At 64.6% G+C, this 15,092-nt stretch carries 12 protein-coding genes; 10 read left to right on the top strand and 2 right to left on the bottom strand.

Features of this window, described 5'->3' with window-relative positions:
- Positions 1-74: 74 nt before the first annotated feature.
- Complete coding sequence (locus tag EGJ22_RS18985) at positions 75-2,111, top strand: NADPH-dependent 2,4-dienoyl-CoA reductase (protein WP_029886342.1); 2,037 nt, start codon at positions 75-77, stop codon at positions 2,109-2,111.
- Positions 2,112-2,169: 58 nt separating this feature from the next.
- Positions 2,170-3,063: a 1-aminocyclopropane-1-carboxylate deaminase/D-cysteine desulfhydrase gene (locus tag EGJ22_RS18980; RefSeq protein WP_029886343.1), complete on the top strand. Its 894-nt coding sequence runs from the start codon at positions 2,170-2,172 to the stop codon at positions 3,061-3,063.
- Here EGJ22_RS18980 and EGJ22_RS18975 read toward each other — a convergent pair.
- Together EGJ22_RS18975 and EGJ22_RS18970 are read right to left on the bottom strand one after the other, a co-directional pair.
- Positions 3,054-3,599 carry a cytochrome b gene (locus tag EGJ22_RS18975; RefSeq protein ID WP_009683752.1) on the bottom strand — a complete coding sequence of 182 codons (546 nt, stop codon included), beginning with the start codon at positions 3,597-3,599 and terminating at the stop codon, positions 3,054-3,056. The two genes, EGJ22_RS18980 and EGJ22_RS18975, sit on opposite strands and share 10 nt — an antisense overlap.
- Before the next feature lie 157 nt (positions 3,600-3,756).
- Complete coding sequence (locus EGJ22_RS18970) at positions 3,757-4,779, bottom strand: DUF1853 family protein (RefSeq protein ID WP_033744629.1); 1,023 nt, start codon at positions 4,777-4,779, stop codon at positions 3,757-3,759.
- On the opposite strand from EGJ22_RS18970, the gene EGJ22_RS18965 reads away from it, so the two are divergent.
- The 8 genes from EGJ22_RS18965 (at position 4,778) to EGJ22_RS18930 (ending at position 14,984) form a co-directional block, all read left to right on the top strand.
- A complete protein-coding gene (locus EGJ22_RS18965; RefSeq protein WP_009683749.1) occupies positions 4,778-5,668 on the top strand; it encodes an NAD(+) kinase in 891 nt (296 codons plus the stop codon). The two genes, EGJ22_RS18970 and EGJ22_RS18965, sit on opposite strands and share 2 nt — an antisense overlap.
- Positions 5,668-6,639, top strand: a complete 972-nt coding sequence (locus tag EGJ22_RS18960; RefSeq protein ID WP_009683748.1) for a metallophosphoesterase — start codon at positions 5,668-5,670, stop codon at positions 6,637-6,639. Before EGJ22_RS18965 ends, EGJ22_RS18960 begins: the two co-directional genes overlap by 1 nt.
- A complete protein-coding gene (locus tag EGJ22_RS18955) occupies positions 6,636-7,514 on the top strand; it encodes a rhomboid family intramembrane serine protease (RefSeq protein WP_029886345.1) in 879 nt (292 codons plus the stop codon). Before EGJ22_RS18960 ends, EGJ22_RS18955 begins: the two co-directional genes overlap by 4 nt.
- A 13-nt stretch (positions 7,515-7,527) precedes the next feature.
- Positions 7,528-7,788: a YeaC family protein gene (locus EGJ22_RS18950; protein WP_003260154.1), complete on the top strand. Its 261-nt coding sequence runs from the start codon at positions 7,528-7,530 to the stop codon at positions 7,786-7,788.
- A complete protein-coding gene (locus EGJ22_RS18945) occupies positions 7,785-8,615 on the top strand; it encodes a DUF2797 domain-containing protein (protein ID WP_009683746.1) in 831 nt (276 codons plus the stop codon). Before EGJ22_RS18950 ends, EGJ22_RS18945 begins: the two co-directional genes overlap by 4 nt.
- Positions 8,616-8,628: 13 nt before the next feature.
- On the top strand, positions 8,629-11,298 hold the full coding sequence (gene pepN / locus EGJ22_RS18940) for an aminopeptidase N (RefSeq protein WP_029886346.1): 2,670 nt from the start codon (positions 8,629-8,631) through the stop codon (positions 11,296-11,298).
- A 267-nt stretch (positions 11,299-11,565) separates the two neighbouring features.
- Positions 11,566-12,588, top strand: a complete 1,023-nt coding sequence (locus EGJ22_RS18935) for a YCF48-related protein (RefSeq protein ID WP_029886347.1) — start codon at positions 11,566-11,568, stop codon at positions 12,586-12,588.
- A 20-nt stretch (positions 12,589-12,608) separates the two neighbouring features.
- Positions 12,609-14,984 (top strand): RND family transporter, encoded by a 2,376-nt coding sequence (locus EGJ22_RS18930; protein WP_033744630.1) that lies wholly within the window; start codon positions 12,609-12,611, stop codon positions 14,982-14,984.
- The last annotated feature ends 108 nt before the right edge of the window (positions 14,985-15,092 follow it).

The following is a 15,092-nucleotide window of genomic DNA, read 5'->3' as shown; positions in this document are numbered from 1 at the left end:
CAGACAAACGACGGAGGCCCGCCATTCGGTGAGGCGCCCGCATACCGTGAATCACGCCACCTGGGGACCTTTCCATGGCCGCCGAACGTTACCCGCACCTGCTTGCCCCGCTGGACCTTGGCTTCACCACCTTGCGCAACCGCACCCTGATGGGCTCGATGCACACCGGCCTCGAGGAGCGCCCCGGGGGGTTCGAGCGCATGGCGGCCTACTTTGCCGAGCGTGCCCGGGGCGGCGTCGGCCTGATGGTCACGGGCGGCATTGCGCCCAATGATGAAGGCGGGGTGTATTCCGGCGCGGCCAAACTCAGCACCGAGGCGGAGGCCGACCAGCACCGCATCGTCACCGAGGCGGTGCACGCCGCCGGTGGCAAGATCTGCCTGCAAATCCTGCATGCCGGGCGCTATGCCTATAGCCCACGGCAGGTGGCACCCAGCGCGATACAGGCGCCGATCAACCCGTTCAAGCCCAAGGAGCTGGACGAGCAAGGCATCGAGAAGCAGATCGCCGACTTCGTCAATTGCGCAGTGCTGGCCCAGCGTGCCGGTTACGACGGCGTCGAAATCATGGGTTCGGAAGGTTACTTCATCAACCAGTTTCTCGCCGCCCACACCAACCAGCGCACCGACCGTTGGGGCGGCAGCTACGAAAACCGCATGCGCCTGGCGGTGGAAATCGTCAGCCGGGTACGCGCGGCAGTAGGGCCGAACTTCATCATCATCTTCCGCCTGTCGATGCTCGACCTGGTCGAGGGCGGCAGCGACTGGGCGGAAATCGAGCAGTTGGCCAAGGCCATCGAACAGGCCGGCGCTACCCTGATCAACACCGGGATCGGCTGGCATGAGGCGCGGATCCCGACCATCGCCACCAAGGTCCCGCGTGCGGCGTTCAGCAAGGTCACGGCCAAGCTGCGGGGTGTGGTGAACATTCCGCTGATTACCACCAACCGCATCAATACCCCGGAAGTGGCCGAAGCGGTGCTGGCCGAAGGGGATGCCGACATGGTTTCGATGGCTCGGCCATTCCTGGCCGACCCGGATTTCGTCAACAAGGCTGCTGCCGGTCGTGCCGACGAAATCAATACCTGCATCGGTTGCAACCAGGCCTGCCTGGACCACACCTTCGGCGGCAAACTGACCAGTTGCCTGGTCAACCCGCGGGCCTGCCACGAAACCGAGCTCAACTACCTGCCTGCGCCAGCGCCGAAGCGCATTGCCGTGGTCGGCGCCGGCCCGGCGGGCCTGGCCGCCGCCACTGTCGCCGCCGAGCGCGGGCATCACGTGACGCTGTTCGACGCTGCCGGCGAAATTGGCGGCCAGTTCAATGTCGCCAAGCGCGTCCCGGGCAAGGAAGAGTTCTTCGAAACGCTGCGCTACTTCCGCAACAAGCTGCAAAGCACTGGCGTCGACCTGCATCTCAATACCCGCGTGGATGTGCAGGCGCTGGTGCAGGGCGGCTATGACGAGATCATCCTGGCCACCGGCATTGCCCCGCGTACCCCGGCCATCCCCGGGGTCGAGCATGCCAAGGTGCTCAGCTACCTGGATGTACTGCTCGAGCGCAAGCCGGTGGGCAAGGCGGTCGCCGTGATCGGAGCCGGCGGTATCGGCTTTGATGTTTCCGAATACCTGGTGCAGGAAGGGCGGGCCAGCAGCCTGGACCGTGATGCGTTCTGGAAGGAGTGGGGCATCGATACCCGGCTTGAGGCACGCGGTGGCGTTGCCGGCATCAAAGCCGAGCCGCACGCACCGGCGCGGCAGGTGTTCCTGCTGCAGCGCAAGGCATCGAAGGTGGGGGACGGGTTGGGCAAGACCACCGGCTGGATCCACCGTACCGGCTTGAAGAACAAGCGGGTGCAGATGCTCAACAGTGTCGAGTACCTGGGTATAGACGATGCCGGTTTGCACATTCGCGTTGCGGGCGGTGAGCCGCAGCTGTTGGCCGTGGACAACGTCGTGATCTGCGCCGGGCAGGAGCCGCTGCGCGAACTGCAGGATGGGTTGGTGGCTGCGGGGCAATCGGTGCATTTGATCGGCGGCGCCGACGTGGCGGCCGAGCTGGATGCCAAACGGGCGATCAACCAAGGGTCGCGGCTGGCGGCGCAGCTCTGAGATCGGCCCGGGGCAGCCCACAGGCGCTGCCCCGGGCTTTGCCTGTAAACTGCGATCCATGCATGCATTCGACCTTCCTCAAGCCCCACTGCAACGCTTGAATCTGCCGTGGTTGCAACACGCCCAGGTGCAGGTTGCCATTCTGCGCCTGGACCTGATCGATCCGCTGATCAGCGGCAACAAGTGGTTCAAGCTCCGCCACCACCTGCAGCAGGCCGCCACTGGCAATGCCCCCGGGCTGATCAGCCTGGGTGGCAACCACTCCAACCACCTGCATGCGCTGGCTGCGGCCGGCAAGCGGTTTGGCTTCGCCACTGCCGGCCTGCTACGCGGCCATGCCCAGGACACGCCCACCGTACGGGACCTGCAGGCGCTGGGCATGCACCTGCACTGGCTGGGTTATGGCGGCTACCGCGCACGCCACCAGCCCGGTTTCTGGGAACCTTGGCAAGCGCGCTATCCGGGCTGGCAGTGCATTCCCGAAGGCGGCGGTGGGCTGGCTGGCGCGCAGGGCTGCGCGCTGATCGTGCAGCAGGCGCAGGCGCAGATCTCGGCCCTGGGCTGGCCGGACTACGATGGCTGGTGGTTGGCTGCCGGAACAGGCACTACCGTGGCTGGCCTGGCCATGGCCGAGGCGGGCTCGCGTACCGTGCATGGCGCCTTGGCGGTACCTGCAGACCACGGTGTGGCGCAAGGGGTGGCAGCACTGGCGGGCGCACATGGCTACCAGCTACACGAGGCCTGCCGAGGTGGGTTTGCCCGGTTCGACGACGAACTGCTGGCCTTCATTGCCGACTGCGAGCAGCACACGGGGGTGCCGCTGGAAGCGCTCTATACCGGCAAGGCCCTGTTGGCCCTGCGCGATCATGTCGCCGCCGGGCTGTTGGCGCCCGGCAGCCGCATGATCTTCGTGCACACCGGCGGCCTGCAAGGCCGACGTGGTTATTTGTAGGGCAGCATGCGCAACAGCGTGTTGTCGCGCACCACATAGTGGTGGTAAAGCCCGGCCAGCGCATGCAGGCCGATCAGCCAGTAGCCCCAACTGCCGACGCGCTCATGCCAGCCCTTGATGAACTTGGCCTGGTCCGGGTTCGGGCCGATCAGGTGCGGCAGCTCCAGGCCGAAGAACGGTACCGGTTTGTCGGCGGCGCTGAGGATCAGCCAGCCGGCCAGCGGCATGCCGATCATCAGCAGGTACAGTGCCAGGTGCATCAGGTGGGCAAGGCCGGTCTGCCAGGCGGGCGGCTTGGGCAGGATCGGCGGGGTAGGCCGGCTCAGGCGCATCGCCAGGCGCAACCAGACCAGCACGAAGACACTGAGGCCAAGCATGAAGTGCAGGTCTTTCATCAGGTTGCGCTCGGCGCTGTCCTTGGGGAACAGGCCACGCAGTTCGATAAGGGCGTAGACAGCGGCCAGCAGCACCAGCATCAGCCAGTGCAGGGCAATGGACAGGCGTGCGTAATGCGGTGCTGGGGTGGATGAAACCATGATCAGTCCTCGTCATCAGGTTTGGATAGCGCTCTTGTTGGCGCTCAGGTGTCACTTTAATGGCTACCGGCAGCAGATAGTTGCGCCAGGCCTGTGAAAATTGTGTTGCCTGCACGGGCTTTTGTGCGGGCCAGCCTTGACCTGCGTCAGGCCTGCATCAATCACTGCGTAGCTGCGGCCAATTGTCAGCCACCAGAAACACCCGTTCAGCTTCCTGCCAGGCGCCATCGGCCTCCTGCTCAAGCCTTACCAGCAGTTGCGCCGGGGCCTGCGGGTCCAGCACATGCAGCCACGCGGCAAACTGCTCTGCCTGCCAGCATAGCGCCGCTTCGACCCGCGCTGGCGCCAGCCATGCGCTGCGCGGCAGCGGTTGCCAGCGCTCGCCAACCGCCATGGCCCAATCCCGCCGCCTGACCCAGCGCCCGCGCAGGTGCTGCGGGTTGGCGCCTTCCGGTTCCTCGGCATGCCCAGGCCACGGATAGAACAGATAGCCCCCCAGCCACATATGCGCCTGCACCTGCTGCGCCCCAAGCCGGGCCAGCGCCTGCTGGCTGTGCGCCCCCCGCGACATAGGCAACTGGTGCTGCGCCAGGTGGGCCAGCTTGGCCCCTAGCCGGTCATGACAGCCTGGCCCCAGCCAGGCCTGGGTATCGTGCCCGCCACCGGGCGGGCCCAGGTACAGCTTGATCGCCAATTCCAGGTGGTGGACCCCGTCAGCATCACGCAGCAGCACATCCAGCTCGCCCAAGGTCAGGCCGCCCTCGCGAATGGCCAGGTTGGCGGCCAGCAGTTCAAGGCCCGGTGCGTGGCTCAGGGCGAATTGCCACAGGCGTTCGTAGTAAAGCCCCAGGCGCCGGCTGCCCAGTTTCGCCAGCCAGTCGCGCAGCGGATGGTCATCCTTATCCAGCGCCCGCAGCCACTGCTCCAGGCGGTGCGGCTGCTGTGCCCACAGGCTGCCCGCCAGCGGGTGGCGCTGAGGGCAGGGCGCGCCAGCGAGCAAGGGCGGCGACAGCACTGCCCAGGCCAGGTCGCGTACGGCCGGGCGCTGCAGTTGCCGGGGCAGATCGTGGAGTTGGCTGAAGGGTGTCATCCTGCGAGCATAGCCGGTTTGCCGCTGCCCGGTGGTTTCGCCCATAATCGGCGCATCGTCACCCGCCGCAGAGCCTTGCAGGAGCCCCATGGAGCAATTTCGCAATATCGGTATCATCGGTCGCCTCGGTAGCTCGCAGGTGCTCGACACCATCCGCCGACTGAAAAAATTCCTCCTCGACCGCCACCTGCACGTGATTCTCGAGGACACCATTGCCGAAGTGCTACCCGGGCATGGCTTGCAGACCTCCACGCGCAAGCTGCTGGGCGAAGTCTGCGACCTGGTCATCGTGGTGGGTGGCGACGGCAGCCTGCTCGGCGCCGCCCGGGCCCTGGCCCGTCACAACATTCCGGTGCTGGGCATCAACCGGGGCAACCTGGGCTTTCTCACCGACATCCGCCCCGACGAGCTGGAAGAAAAGGTCGCCGAGGTGCTCGACGGCCACTACCTGGTGGAAAACCGCTTCCTGTTGCAGGCCGAGGTCCGCCGCCATCACGAAGCCATTGGCCAGGGCGATGCGCTGAACGACGTGGTGCTGCACCCGGGCAAGTCCACGCGCATGATCGAGTTCGAAATCTATATCGACGGCCAGTTCGTCTGCAGCCAGAAGGCCGACGGCCTGATCGTTGCCACCCCCACCGGCTCCACTGCCTACGCGTTGTCGGCTGGCGGCCCGATCATGCACCCCAAGCTGGACGCCATCGTCATCGTGCCAATGTACCCGCACACCCTGTCGGGGCGGCCGATCGTGGTCGACGGCAACAGCGAACTGAAGATCGTGGTGTCCAAGGACCTGCAGATCTACCCGCAGGTTTCCTGTGATGGCCAGAACCATTTCACCTGCGCCCCCGGCGACACCATCACGGTCAGCAAAAAGCCGCAGAAGCTGCGCCTGATCCACCCGCTCGACCACAATTACTACGAGGTCTGCCGCACCAAGCTTGGTTGGGGCAGCCGCCTGGGGAGCAGTGACGACTGATGCTCGACCCGGCGCGCAGTTTCGACATCATCGGCGACGTGCACGGTTGTGCGCATACCCTTGAACGCCTGCTCGATACCCTCGGCTACAAGCGCGTGGCCGGCGTGTGGCGCCACCCACGGCGCCAGGCGCTGTTCCTCGGCGACATCGTCGACCGTGGGCCACGCATCCGCGAGGCCCTGCACATCGTCCACGACATGGTCGAGGCTGGCCAGGCGTTCTGCATCATGGGCAACCACGAGTACAACGCCTTGGGCTGGGTGACGCCGGCGCTGCCCGGCAGCGGCAAGGCCTTCGTCCGCGAGCACACCCCGCGGCACGCCCGGCTGATCGACGAAACCCTGGCCCAGTTCGCCCAGCACCCCGCTGACTGGCACGACTTCGTCAACTGGTTCTACCAGCTGCCGTTATTCATCGATGCCGGGCGTTTCCGCCTGGTACACGCCTGCTGGGACCGGCAACTGATCGAGCCGCTGCGCCAGCAGTACCCCGACGGGCGCATCGATGAGCACTTCATCCAGGCTTCTGCCGTGAGCAACAGCTTCGCCGCCACCGTGTGCAACCGCCTGTTGCGCGGTACCGACATGCGCCTGCCCGACGGCCTGACCTTGACCGGCGGCGACGGCCTGACGCGCGCCTTCTTCCGCACCAAGTTCTGGGAGGAAGACCCGCAAACCTACGGCGACATCGTGTTCCAGCCTGATGCCCTGCCGGCCGAGGTAGCCAATGCGCCCCTCAGCCACAGCCAGAAAAATGCCTTGCTGCGTTATGCCGAAGACGAGCCGATGCTGTTCGTCGGCCACTACTGGCGCAGCGGCCACCCCGCGCCGATTCGCCCCAACCTGGCCTGCCTGGACTACAGCGCGGTGCTGTACGGCAAGCTGGCGGCCTACCGGCTGGACGACGAAACCCGCATCGACCCGCACAAGTTCGTGTGGGTCGACGTAGACCGCCCACAGGCCAACCAATGAACATAATCGAAGTGATGCGCCTGCCGCTGTCGGTCGACCTCAGCGGCTTCATTCACATGCTGCAGCGCCTGCAGGTGCCGCACCGGGTCAGCGAAGAGGGGGACGTGCAGGTACTCTGGGCGCCCGACACCCTGGCCGAAGACGTCCGCGAACTTTACCAGCGCTACCCGCAAGGCAACGCCGAGCTGTCGGCTGCCCCCGAGCCGGTGGCAGCGGGCATGGCCGCGAAAGTGCCGTCCCTGGCAGAACAGGCCCGGGCCTGCAAGGTCACCACGCTCACCCTGCTGGCGTGCTTCATCGTCGCCGGCCTGACCAGCCTGGGCGACAACTTCACCACCGTCAGCTGGTTTACCTTCCTCGACTTCCGGGTGCAGGGCGACTACCTGTATTTCACCCCGCTGGCAGAAACCCTCGACCAAGGGCAATGGTGGCGGTTGGTATCACCCATGCTGCTGCACTTCGGCGTGCTGCATCTGGCCATGAACAGCCTGTGGTACTGGGAGCTGGGCAAGCGCATCGAGCTGCGCCAGGGCCCCTGGATGCTGCTGGGCCTGACCCTGCTGTACAGCCTGGTCTCCAACCTGGCGCAGCACTACACCAGCGGGCCGAGCCTGTTCGGCGGGCTGTCTGGCGTACTGTACGGCCTGCTGGGGCATGTATGGCTGTTCCAGTGGCTGGCACCGAACCGTTACTTCAATCTGCCCAAGGGTGTGCTGGTGATGATGCTGATCTGGCTGGTGGTGTGCCTGACCGGTGTGGTCGGCAGCCTCGGCCTTGGCCAGATCGCCAACGCCGCCCACGTTGGCGGGCTGCTCATCGGATGCCTGACCGGGCTCTTGGGTGGGGCGCTGGCCCGGCGTAAACTGTCGGCTTGAATCAGGAGACTGTATGTCCACTTTCGCGCAAATGATTGAAAACATCACCCCGGAAATCTACGAAAGCCTGAAACTGGCCGTGGAAATCGGCAAATGGTCGGATGGCCGCAAGCTCACCGCCGAGCAGAAAGAGCTGTCGCTGCAGGCCGTGATCGCCTGGGAGATGAAAAACCTGCCAGAAGACCAGCGCACCGGTTACATGGGCCCCCAGGAATGCGCGTCGAAGTCTGCGCCGATCGCCAACATTCTGTTCAAGTCGGACTCGGTACATTGATCGAACTCGCTCGTGGCTCGTTGAGCAAAATGGCGGTAAGCCTGCAGGCGCCGGTGGTGCAGTACAGCTTCCGCCTGGGTGACACGCAGGTGCCGGTCAACCCGCTGATCGGCCAGCGCCTGCGTCTGGAATACCTTGGCGCCATTCACTGCAGCCATTGCGGCAAGCGCACCAAGACCAGCTTCAGCCAAGGTTACTGCTACCCGTGCATGACCCGGCTGGCCCAGTGCGATGTGTGCATCATGGCCCCGGAAAAATGCCACTACGAGGCCGGCACCTGCCGTGAACCGGCCTGGGGCGAACAGTTCTGCATGACCGACCATGTGGTCTACCTGGCCAACTCGTCAGGGATCAAGGTCGGCATCACCCGCGCCAGCCAACTGCCCACCCGGTGGCTCGACCAAGGGGCCAGCCAGGCTCTGCCGATCATGCGCGTGGCTACCCGCCAGCAGTCTGGCCTGGTCGAAGACGTGCTGCGCAGCCAGGTGCCCGACCGCACCAACTGGCGTGCACTGCTCAAGGGCGATGCCGAGGTGCTCGACCTGGCGGCCATTCGTGAGCAGGTATTCGACGCGTGCGCCGAGCGCCTGGGCGAGCTGCAGGGGCGTTTCGGGCTGCAGGCGATCCAGCCGCTGCCGGACGCCGAAGTGGTGCAGATCAACTACCCGGTCCAGGCCTACCCGCAAAAGATCGTCAGCTTCAACCTGGACAAGGACCCGGTCGCCGAAGGCACGCTGCTGGGCATCAAGGGCCAGTACCTGATCTTCGACACCGGTGTGATCAATATTCGCAAGTACACGGCCTACCAGTTGGCCGTGCTCCAGTAAAAAGGACCTGCACATGCGCACCGAACAACCGCAAGTGATCTACCTGAAGGATTACCAGGCGCCCGAGTACCTGATCGACGAGACGCACCTGACCTTCGAGCTGTTCGAGGACCACACCCTGGTTCACGCGCAGCTGGTGATGCGTCGCAACCCGGCACGCGGTGCCGGCTTGCCGCCGCTGGTGCTCGATGGCCAGCAGCTGGAGCTGCTGCGTGCCGCGCTGGATGACCGGGAATTGCAGGCCGCCGACTACCAGCTGGACGGTGACAGCCTGACCGTGCAGCCGCAAGCCGAGCACTTCACCCTCGACACCAGCGTGAAGATCCACCCGGAAAGCAACACTGCGCTCGAAGGTTTGTACAAATCCGGCAAGATGTTCTGCACCCAGTGCGAGGCCGAGGGTTTCCGCAAGATCACCTACTACCTCGACCGCCCGGACGTGATGAGCAGCTTCACCACCACGGTGATCGCCGAGCAGCATCGCTACCCGGTGCTGCTGTCCAACGGTAACCCCACCGGCAGCGGGCCGGCCGAGGATGGCCGCCACTGGGCCACCTGGGAAGACCCGTTCAAGAAGCCAGCCTACCTGTTCGCCTTGGTGGCCGGTGACCTGTGGTGCGTCGAAGACACCTTCACGCGCCAGTCGGGCCGTGATGTGCTGTTGCGCATCTATGTCGAGCCCGAGAACCTGGACAAGTGCGACCACGCCATGGTCAGCCTGAAGAAGTCGATGCGTTGGGACGAGGAAGTCTACGGCCGCGAATACGACCTGGACATCTTCATGATCGTTGCCGTCAACGACTTCAACATGGGCGCCATGGAAAACAAGGGCCTGAACATCTTCAACTCCAGCTGTGTGCTGGCCCGCGCCGAAACGGCCACCGATGCCGCGCACCAGCGTGTCGAAGGTGTGGTCGCCCACGAGTATTTCCACAACTGGTCGGGCAACCGCGTCACGTGCCGCGACTGGTTCCAGCTGTCGCTGAAGGAAGGGTTCACGGTGTTCCGCGATGCCGAGTTCAGTGCCGACATGAACTCGCGCACGGTCAAACGCATCGAGGACGTGGCCTACCTGCGTACTCACCAGTTTGCCGAAGATGCCGGCCCCATGGCCCACCCCGTGCGCCCGGACAGCTTCATCGAGATTTCCAACTTCTACACCCTGACAGTGTACGAGAAGGGCGCCGAAGTGGTGCGCATGGTTCGCACCTTGCTGGGCGCCGAAGGTTTCCGCAAAGGCAGCGACCTGTATTTCGAGCGCCACGACGGCCAGGCGGTGACCACCGACGACTTCATCAAGGCCATGGAAGACGCCAGCGGCGTGGACTTTACCCAGTTCAAGCGCTGGTACAGCCAGGCAGGCACCCCGCGCCTGGAAGTCAGCGAGGCGTACGACGCCGCCGCCCAGACTTACAGCCTGACGTTCCGCCAAAGCTGCCCGCCCACCCCGGACAAGGCCGAGAAGCTACCGTTCGTGATCCCGGTGGAGTTGGGCCTGTTGGATGCTGCCGGCAACGACCTGGCGCTGCAACTGGCAGGTGAAGGCGCCGCCACGGCGGCCGAACCAGCCACCAGTCGGGTGCTGTCGGTGACCGAGGCCGAGCAGACCTTCACCTTCCAGGGTATCCAGGCCAAGCCGCTGCCGTCGCTGCTGCGTGGCTTCAGCGCCCCGGTCAAGCTCAGCTTCCCGTACGACCGCGACCAGTTGATGTTCCTGATGCAACATGACAGCGATGGTTTCAACCGCTGGGAAGCGGGCCAGCAGCTGGCGGTCCAGGTGTTGCAGGAACTGATCGGCCAGCACCAGCGTGGTGAAGCCCTGAAACTGGACCAGCGCCTGATCACGGCCTTGGGCACGGTACTGGGCAACCCGTCGCTGGACCCGGCCATGGTTGCCGAAATGCTCTCGCTGCCGGGTGAGGCCTACCTCACCGAAATCAGCCAGGTGGCCGACGTGGACGCCATCCATGCCGCCCGCGAGTTCGCCCGCCAGCAGATCGCCGAGCAACTGTTCGACGCGTTGTGGGCGCGCTACCAGGCCCACCGCGAAGCGTCGCGCAGCACTGCCTATGTGGCCTCGGCCGAGCACTTCGCCCGCCGCAGCCTGCAGAACATCGCCCTGTCGTACCTGATGCTGAGCGGCAAGCCGCACGTGCTGGAAGCGACCCTGGAGCAGTTCGAGCACTGCGACAACATGACCGAGCGCCTGACCGCGCTGGCGGTGCTGGTCAACTCGCCGTTCCAGGCCGAGCGGGCGAAAGCGCTGGAGGCGTTCGCCGAGCACTTCAAGGACAACCCGCTGGTGATGGACCAGTGGTTCAGCGTTCAGGCGGCCAGCACCTTGGCGGGCGGGCTGGCGCGGGTCAAGGCGTTGATGCAGCACCCGGCGTTCACCCTGAAGAACCCCAACAAGGTGCGTGCGCTGATCGGTGCGTTTGCCGGGCAGAACCTGGTCAACTTCCATGCCGCCGATGGTTCTGGCTACCGTTTCCTGGCTGACCTTGTGATCGAACTGAATGCGCTGAACCCGCAGATCGCTTCGCGTCAGCTGGCGCCGCTGACCCGCTGGCGCAAGTATGACGAGGCGCGCCAGGCGCTGATGAAGGGCGAGCTGGAGCGGATTCTGGCTTCGGGTGAGCTGTCCAGTGATGTGTATGAAGTGGTGAGCAAGAGCCTGGCTTGAGGGCAATCGGGCTGCTTTGCAGCCCATCGCGACACAAGGCCGCTCCTACAGGGTGAGGTGCGATTGTAGGAGCGGCCTTGTGTCGCGATGGGCCGCACCGCGGCCTTGGCTTTTTCAGGCCGACAACAAAACATAACACCCCGCCCGTTGTAATCCCGCGAACATCCCCGCTACGATCCCTTCAAGCTGTTGCAGGCCTCTAGATCAGGCTTTTCGCAGTGCCTGCAATGCATTGACCCGCCGAATAAAAACACCAAGGGGACAGTCATGAGGGAACACAACAGGCGCCGCGCCTGGCCATTGGCAGCGGCATTGGCGCTGGCACTGGGCGCGTGGGCCGGCAGCGTGCAAGCCGCCAGTGCCGACCAGTACTCCACCGAATCGGCCAAGGCCAGCCAGAGCCTGTTGATCGGCACCACCCACGCCGGCAAGCGCCTGGTGGTGGTCGGTGATCGCGGCCATATCCTGTTCTCCGACGACCAGGGCAACACCTGGACCCAGGCCCGGGTACCTACCCGGCAGTTGCTCACGGCGGTGTTCTTCATCGACGACAAGCGCGGCTGGGCCGTCGGCCATGACGCCCAGGTGCTCACCAGCAGCGACGGCGGCGCCACCTGGACCAAGCAGTTCGAAGACCTTGCCCGTGAAGCGCCCTTGCTGGATGTCACCTTCCTGGATGCCCGGCATGGCTTTGCCGTGGGCGCCTACGGGGCCTTCCTGGAAACCACTGACGGCGGCCAGCACTGGCAGGACGTGGCCGAGCGCCTGGACAACCCCGACCAGTTGCACCTCAACGGCATCACCCAGGTGCGCGATGCCGGCCTGTTCATCGTTGGCGAGCAGGGCGGCATGTTCCGCTCAGCGGATAACGGCCAGACCTGGGCCAAGCTGCAAGGCCCCTACGAGGGCTCGCTGTTTGGCGTGATCGGCACCCGTTCACCCCGCACCCTGCTGGCCTACGGCCTGCGCGGTAACCTGTTCCGTTCAGCCGACTTCGGTGACAGCTGGCAGCAGGTCGAACTGAAGGCCGCGCGCGGCAGCCTGGAATTCGGCCTGGCTGGCGCTGCGCTGCTGGCTGATGGCGCCCTGGTGCTGGTTGGCAACGGCGGCAGCGTGCTGCGCAGCACCGACGATGGCCAGACCTTCAGCGTGTACAACCGTGGCGACCGCATCGCCCTGGCCGGCGTCAGTGGTCTGGCCGATGGCGGCCTGCTGCTGGTGGGCCAGGGCGGTGTGCACCTGGCAACCGCGCAAGGTGCCGATCGCATTGCCGAGGAGCCGCGCCAATGACCAGCCGGGAGAGCATCACCATGCATCCGCATCACCAGGACAAGCCTACGCTGCTCGAACGGCTGATCTTCAACAACCGCCCCGTGGTCATCGCCCTGTGCGTGCTGATCAGTATTTTCCTGTTCTGGCAGGCGACGCAGATTCGCCCCTCCACCAGTTTCGAGAAGATGATCCCGCTGCAGCACCCGTTCATCGAGCAGATGATGGAGCACCGCAACGACCTGGCCAACCTCGGCAACACCGTGCGCATCTCGGTGGAGGCGGTCAAGGGTGACATTTTCGACAAGGATTACATGGAGACCCTGCGCCAGATCCATGACGAGGTGTTTTACCTGCCTGGCGTCGACCGTGCCGGGCTGAAGTCGCTGTGGAGCCCCAGCGTGCGCTGGAGCGAGGTCACGGAAGAGGGCTTTTCCGGTGGCGAGGTGATCCCCAACACCTACAACGGCTCCCAGGACAGCCTCGATACCCTGCGCGACAATGTGCTCAAGTCCGGCCAGGTCGGGCGGCTGGTCGGCAACAACTTCAAGTCCAGTATCATCGATGTGCCACTGCTGGAAAGCTACCCTGACCCGCAGGACCCCAGCCGGCTGCTGAAACTGGATTATCAGCAGTTCTCGCACCTGCTGGAAGAGAAGGTGCGTGACAAGTTCCAGGCGCAGAACCCCAATGTGAAAGTGCACATTGTCGGCTTTGCCAAGAAGGTCGGTGACCTGATCGACGGCCTGGTGATGGTGGCGATGTTCTTCGGCGTCGCCCTGGTGATCACCTGGGTGCTGTTGTACTGGTTCACCTGGTGTATCCGCAGCACCATTGCCGTGCTCATCACCACCCTGGTGGCGGTGGTCTGGCAACTGGGGCTGATGCACGCGGTGGGTTTCGGCCTGGACCCATACTCGATGCTGGTGCCGTTCCTGATCTTCGCCATTGGCATTTCCCACGGGGTGCAGAAGATCAACGGCATCGCCTTGCAGTCGAGTGACGCCGACAACGCGCTCACCGCAGCACGGCGAACGTTCCGGCAGTTGTTCCTGCCGGGCATGATCGCCATCCTGGCCGATGCGGTGGGCTTCATCACCCTGCTGATCATCGACATCGGGGTGATTCGCGAGCTGGCCATCGGCGCGTCCATCGGGGTGGCGGTGATCGTGTTCACCAACCTGATCCTGCTGCCGGTCGCCATCTCCTATGTCGGTATCAGCAAGAGGGCCATCGAACGCAGCAAGAAGGACGCCACCCGCGAACACCCGTTCTGGCGCCTGCTGTCGAACTTTGCCAGCGCCAGGGTGGCGCCGGTGTCGGTGGCGCTGGCGCTGCTCGCCTTCGGCGGGGGGCTGTGGTACAGCCAGAACCTGAAAATCGGCGACCTCGACCAGGGCGCGCCGGAGCTGCGCCCCGACTCGCGCTACAACCAGGACAACAACTTCGTCATCAGCAACTACTCGACCAGTTCCGATGTGCTGGTGATCATGGTGAAGACGCCGGCCGAGCAGTGCTCCATCCACTCGACCATGACCCCGATCGACGAGCTGATGTGGACCATGGAAAACACCCCCGGGGTCCAGTCGGCGATCTCCCTGGTCACCGTGTCCAAGCAGGTGATCAAGGGCATGAACGAGGGCAGCCTGAAATGGGAAACCCTGTCGCGCAACCCCGACATCCTCAACAACTCCATCGCCCGTGCCGATGGGCTGTACAACGGTGACTGCTCGCTGGCGCCGGTACTGGTGTTCCTCAACGACCACAAGGCCGAAACCCTGGAGCGGGTCACGGCGGTAGCCCAGGCGTTTGCCGATAGCCACAACAAGGAGGGCCTGCAGTTCCTGCTGGCAGCAGGCAATGCCGGGATCGAGGCCGCGACCAACGAGGTGATCAAGTCGGCCGAACTGACCATCCTGATCCTGGTGTACATCTGTGTGGCAGTGATGTGCCTGATCACCTTCCGCTCGTTGGCCGCCACCCTGTGCATCGTTCTGCCGCTGGTGCTGACCTCGGTGCTGGGTAACGCGCTGATGGCCTACATGGGCATCGGTGTGAAGGTGGCCACCTTGCCGGTGGTGGCGCTGGGCGTGGGCATTGGCGTTGACTACGGCATCTACATCTACAGCCGCCTGGAAAGTTTCCTGCGCGCCGGGTTGCCGTTGCAGGAGGCGTATTACCAGACCCTGCGCTCGACCGGCAAGGCAGTGCTGTTCACCGGGCTGTGCCTGGCCATTGGTGTGTGCACCTGGATCTTCTCGGCGATCAAGTTCCAGGCAGACATGGGCCTGATGCTGACCTTCATGTTGCTCTGGAACATGTTCGGGGCGTTGTGGCTGCTGCCGGCCTTGGCGCGGTTCCTGATCAAGCCGGAGAAAATGGTGGGCAAGCAAGGGGGGTCGATTTTCGCCCATTGAAGGCAGGGGGCCGCGTTGCGGCCCAATCGCCGGCAAGCCAGCTCCCACAGGGATCGCCTTAGGGCTGACAGGTGTTTGCCACAAGGTATGGCAGCGCCTGTTAGAGCG

The organism is Pseudomonas sp. p99-361, from assembly GCF_003935475.1.
In the GTDB taxonomy this organism is placed as follows: Bacteria; Pseudomonadota; Gammaproteobacteria; order Pseudomonadales; family Pseudomonadaceae; genus Aquipseudomonas; species Aquipseudomonas juntendi.
Note: the sequence above shows the minus strand (reverse complement) of the source record. Positions and strands in the feature narration are given on the sequence as shown.

What these genes read in the sequence shown, in the direction of transcription:
- EGJ22_RS18930 (WP_033744630.1), top strand. Translation starts at nt 12,609, where the DNA reads ATGCATCCGCATCACCAGGACAAGCCTACGCTGCTCGAACGGCTGATC.
- pepN (WP_029886346.1), top strand. Translation starts at nt 8,629, where the DNA reads ATGCGCACCGAACAACCGCAAGTGATCTACCTGAAGGATTACCAGGCG.
- EGJ22_RS18965 (WP_009683749.1), top strand. Translation starts at nt 4,778, where the DNA reads ATGGAGCAATTTCGCAATATCGGTATCATCGGTCGCCTCGGTAGCTCG.
- EGJ22_RS18950 (WP_003260154.1), top strand. Translation starts at nt 7,528, where the DNA reads ATGTCCACTTTCGCGCAAATGATTGAAAACATCACCCCGGAAATCTAC.
- EGJ22_RS18985 (WP_029886342.1), top strand. Translation starts at nt 75, where the DNA reads ATGGCCGCCGAACGTTACCCGCACCTGCTTGCCCCGCTGGACCTTGGC.
- EGJ22_RS18980 (WP_029886343.1), top strand. Translation starts at nt 2,170, where the DNA reads ATGCATGCATTCGACCTTCCTCAAGCCCCACTGCAACGCTTGAATCTG.
- EGJ22_RS18970 (WP_033744629.1), bottom strand. Translation starts at nt 4,779, where the DNA reads ATGGGGCTCCTGCAAGGCTCTGCGGCGGGTGACGATGCGCCGATTATG.
- EGJ22_RS18955 (WP_029886345.1), top strand. Translation starts at nt 6,636, where the DNA reads ATGAACATAATCGAAGTGATGCGCCTGCCGCTGTCGGTCGACCTCAGC.
- EGJ22_RS18960 (WP_009683748.1), top strand. Translation starts at nt 5,668, where the DNA reads ATGCTCGACCCGGCGCGCAGTTTCGACATCATCGGCGACGTGCACGGT.
- EGJ22_RS18975 (WP_009683752.1), bottom strand. Translation starts at nt 3,599, where the DNA reads ATGGTTTCATCCACCCCAGCACCGCATTACGCACGCCTGTCCATTGCC.
- EGJ22_RS18935 (WP_029886347.1), top strand. Translation starts at nt 11,566, where the DNA reads ATGAGGGAACACAACAGGCGCCGCGCCTGGCCATTGGCAGCGGCATTG.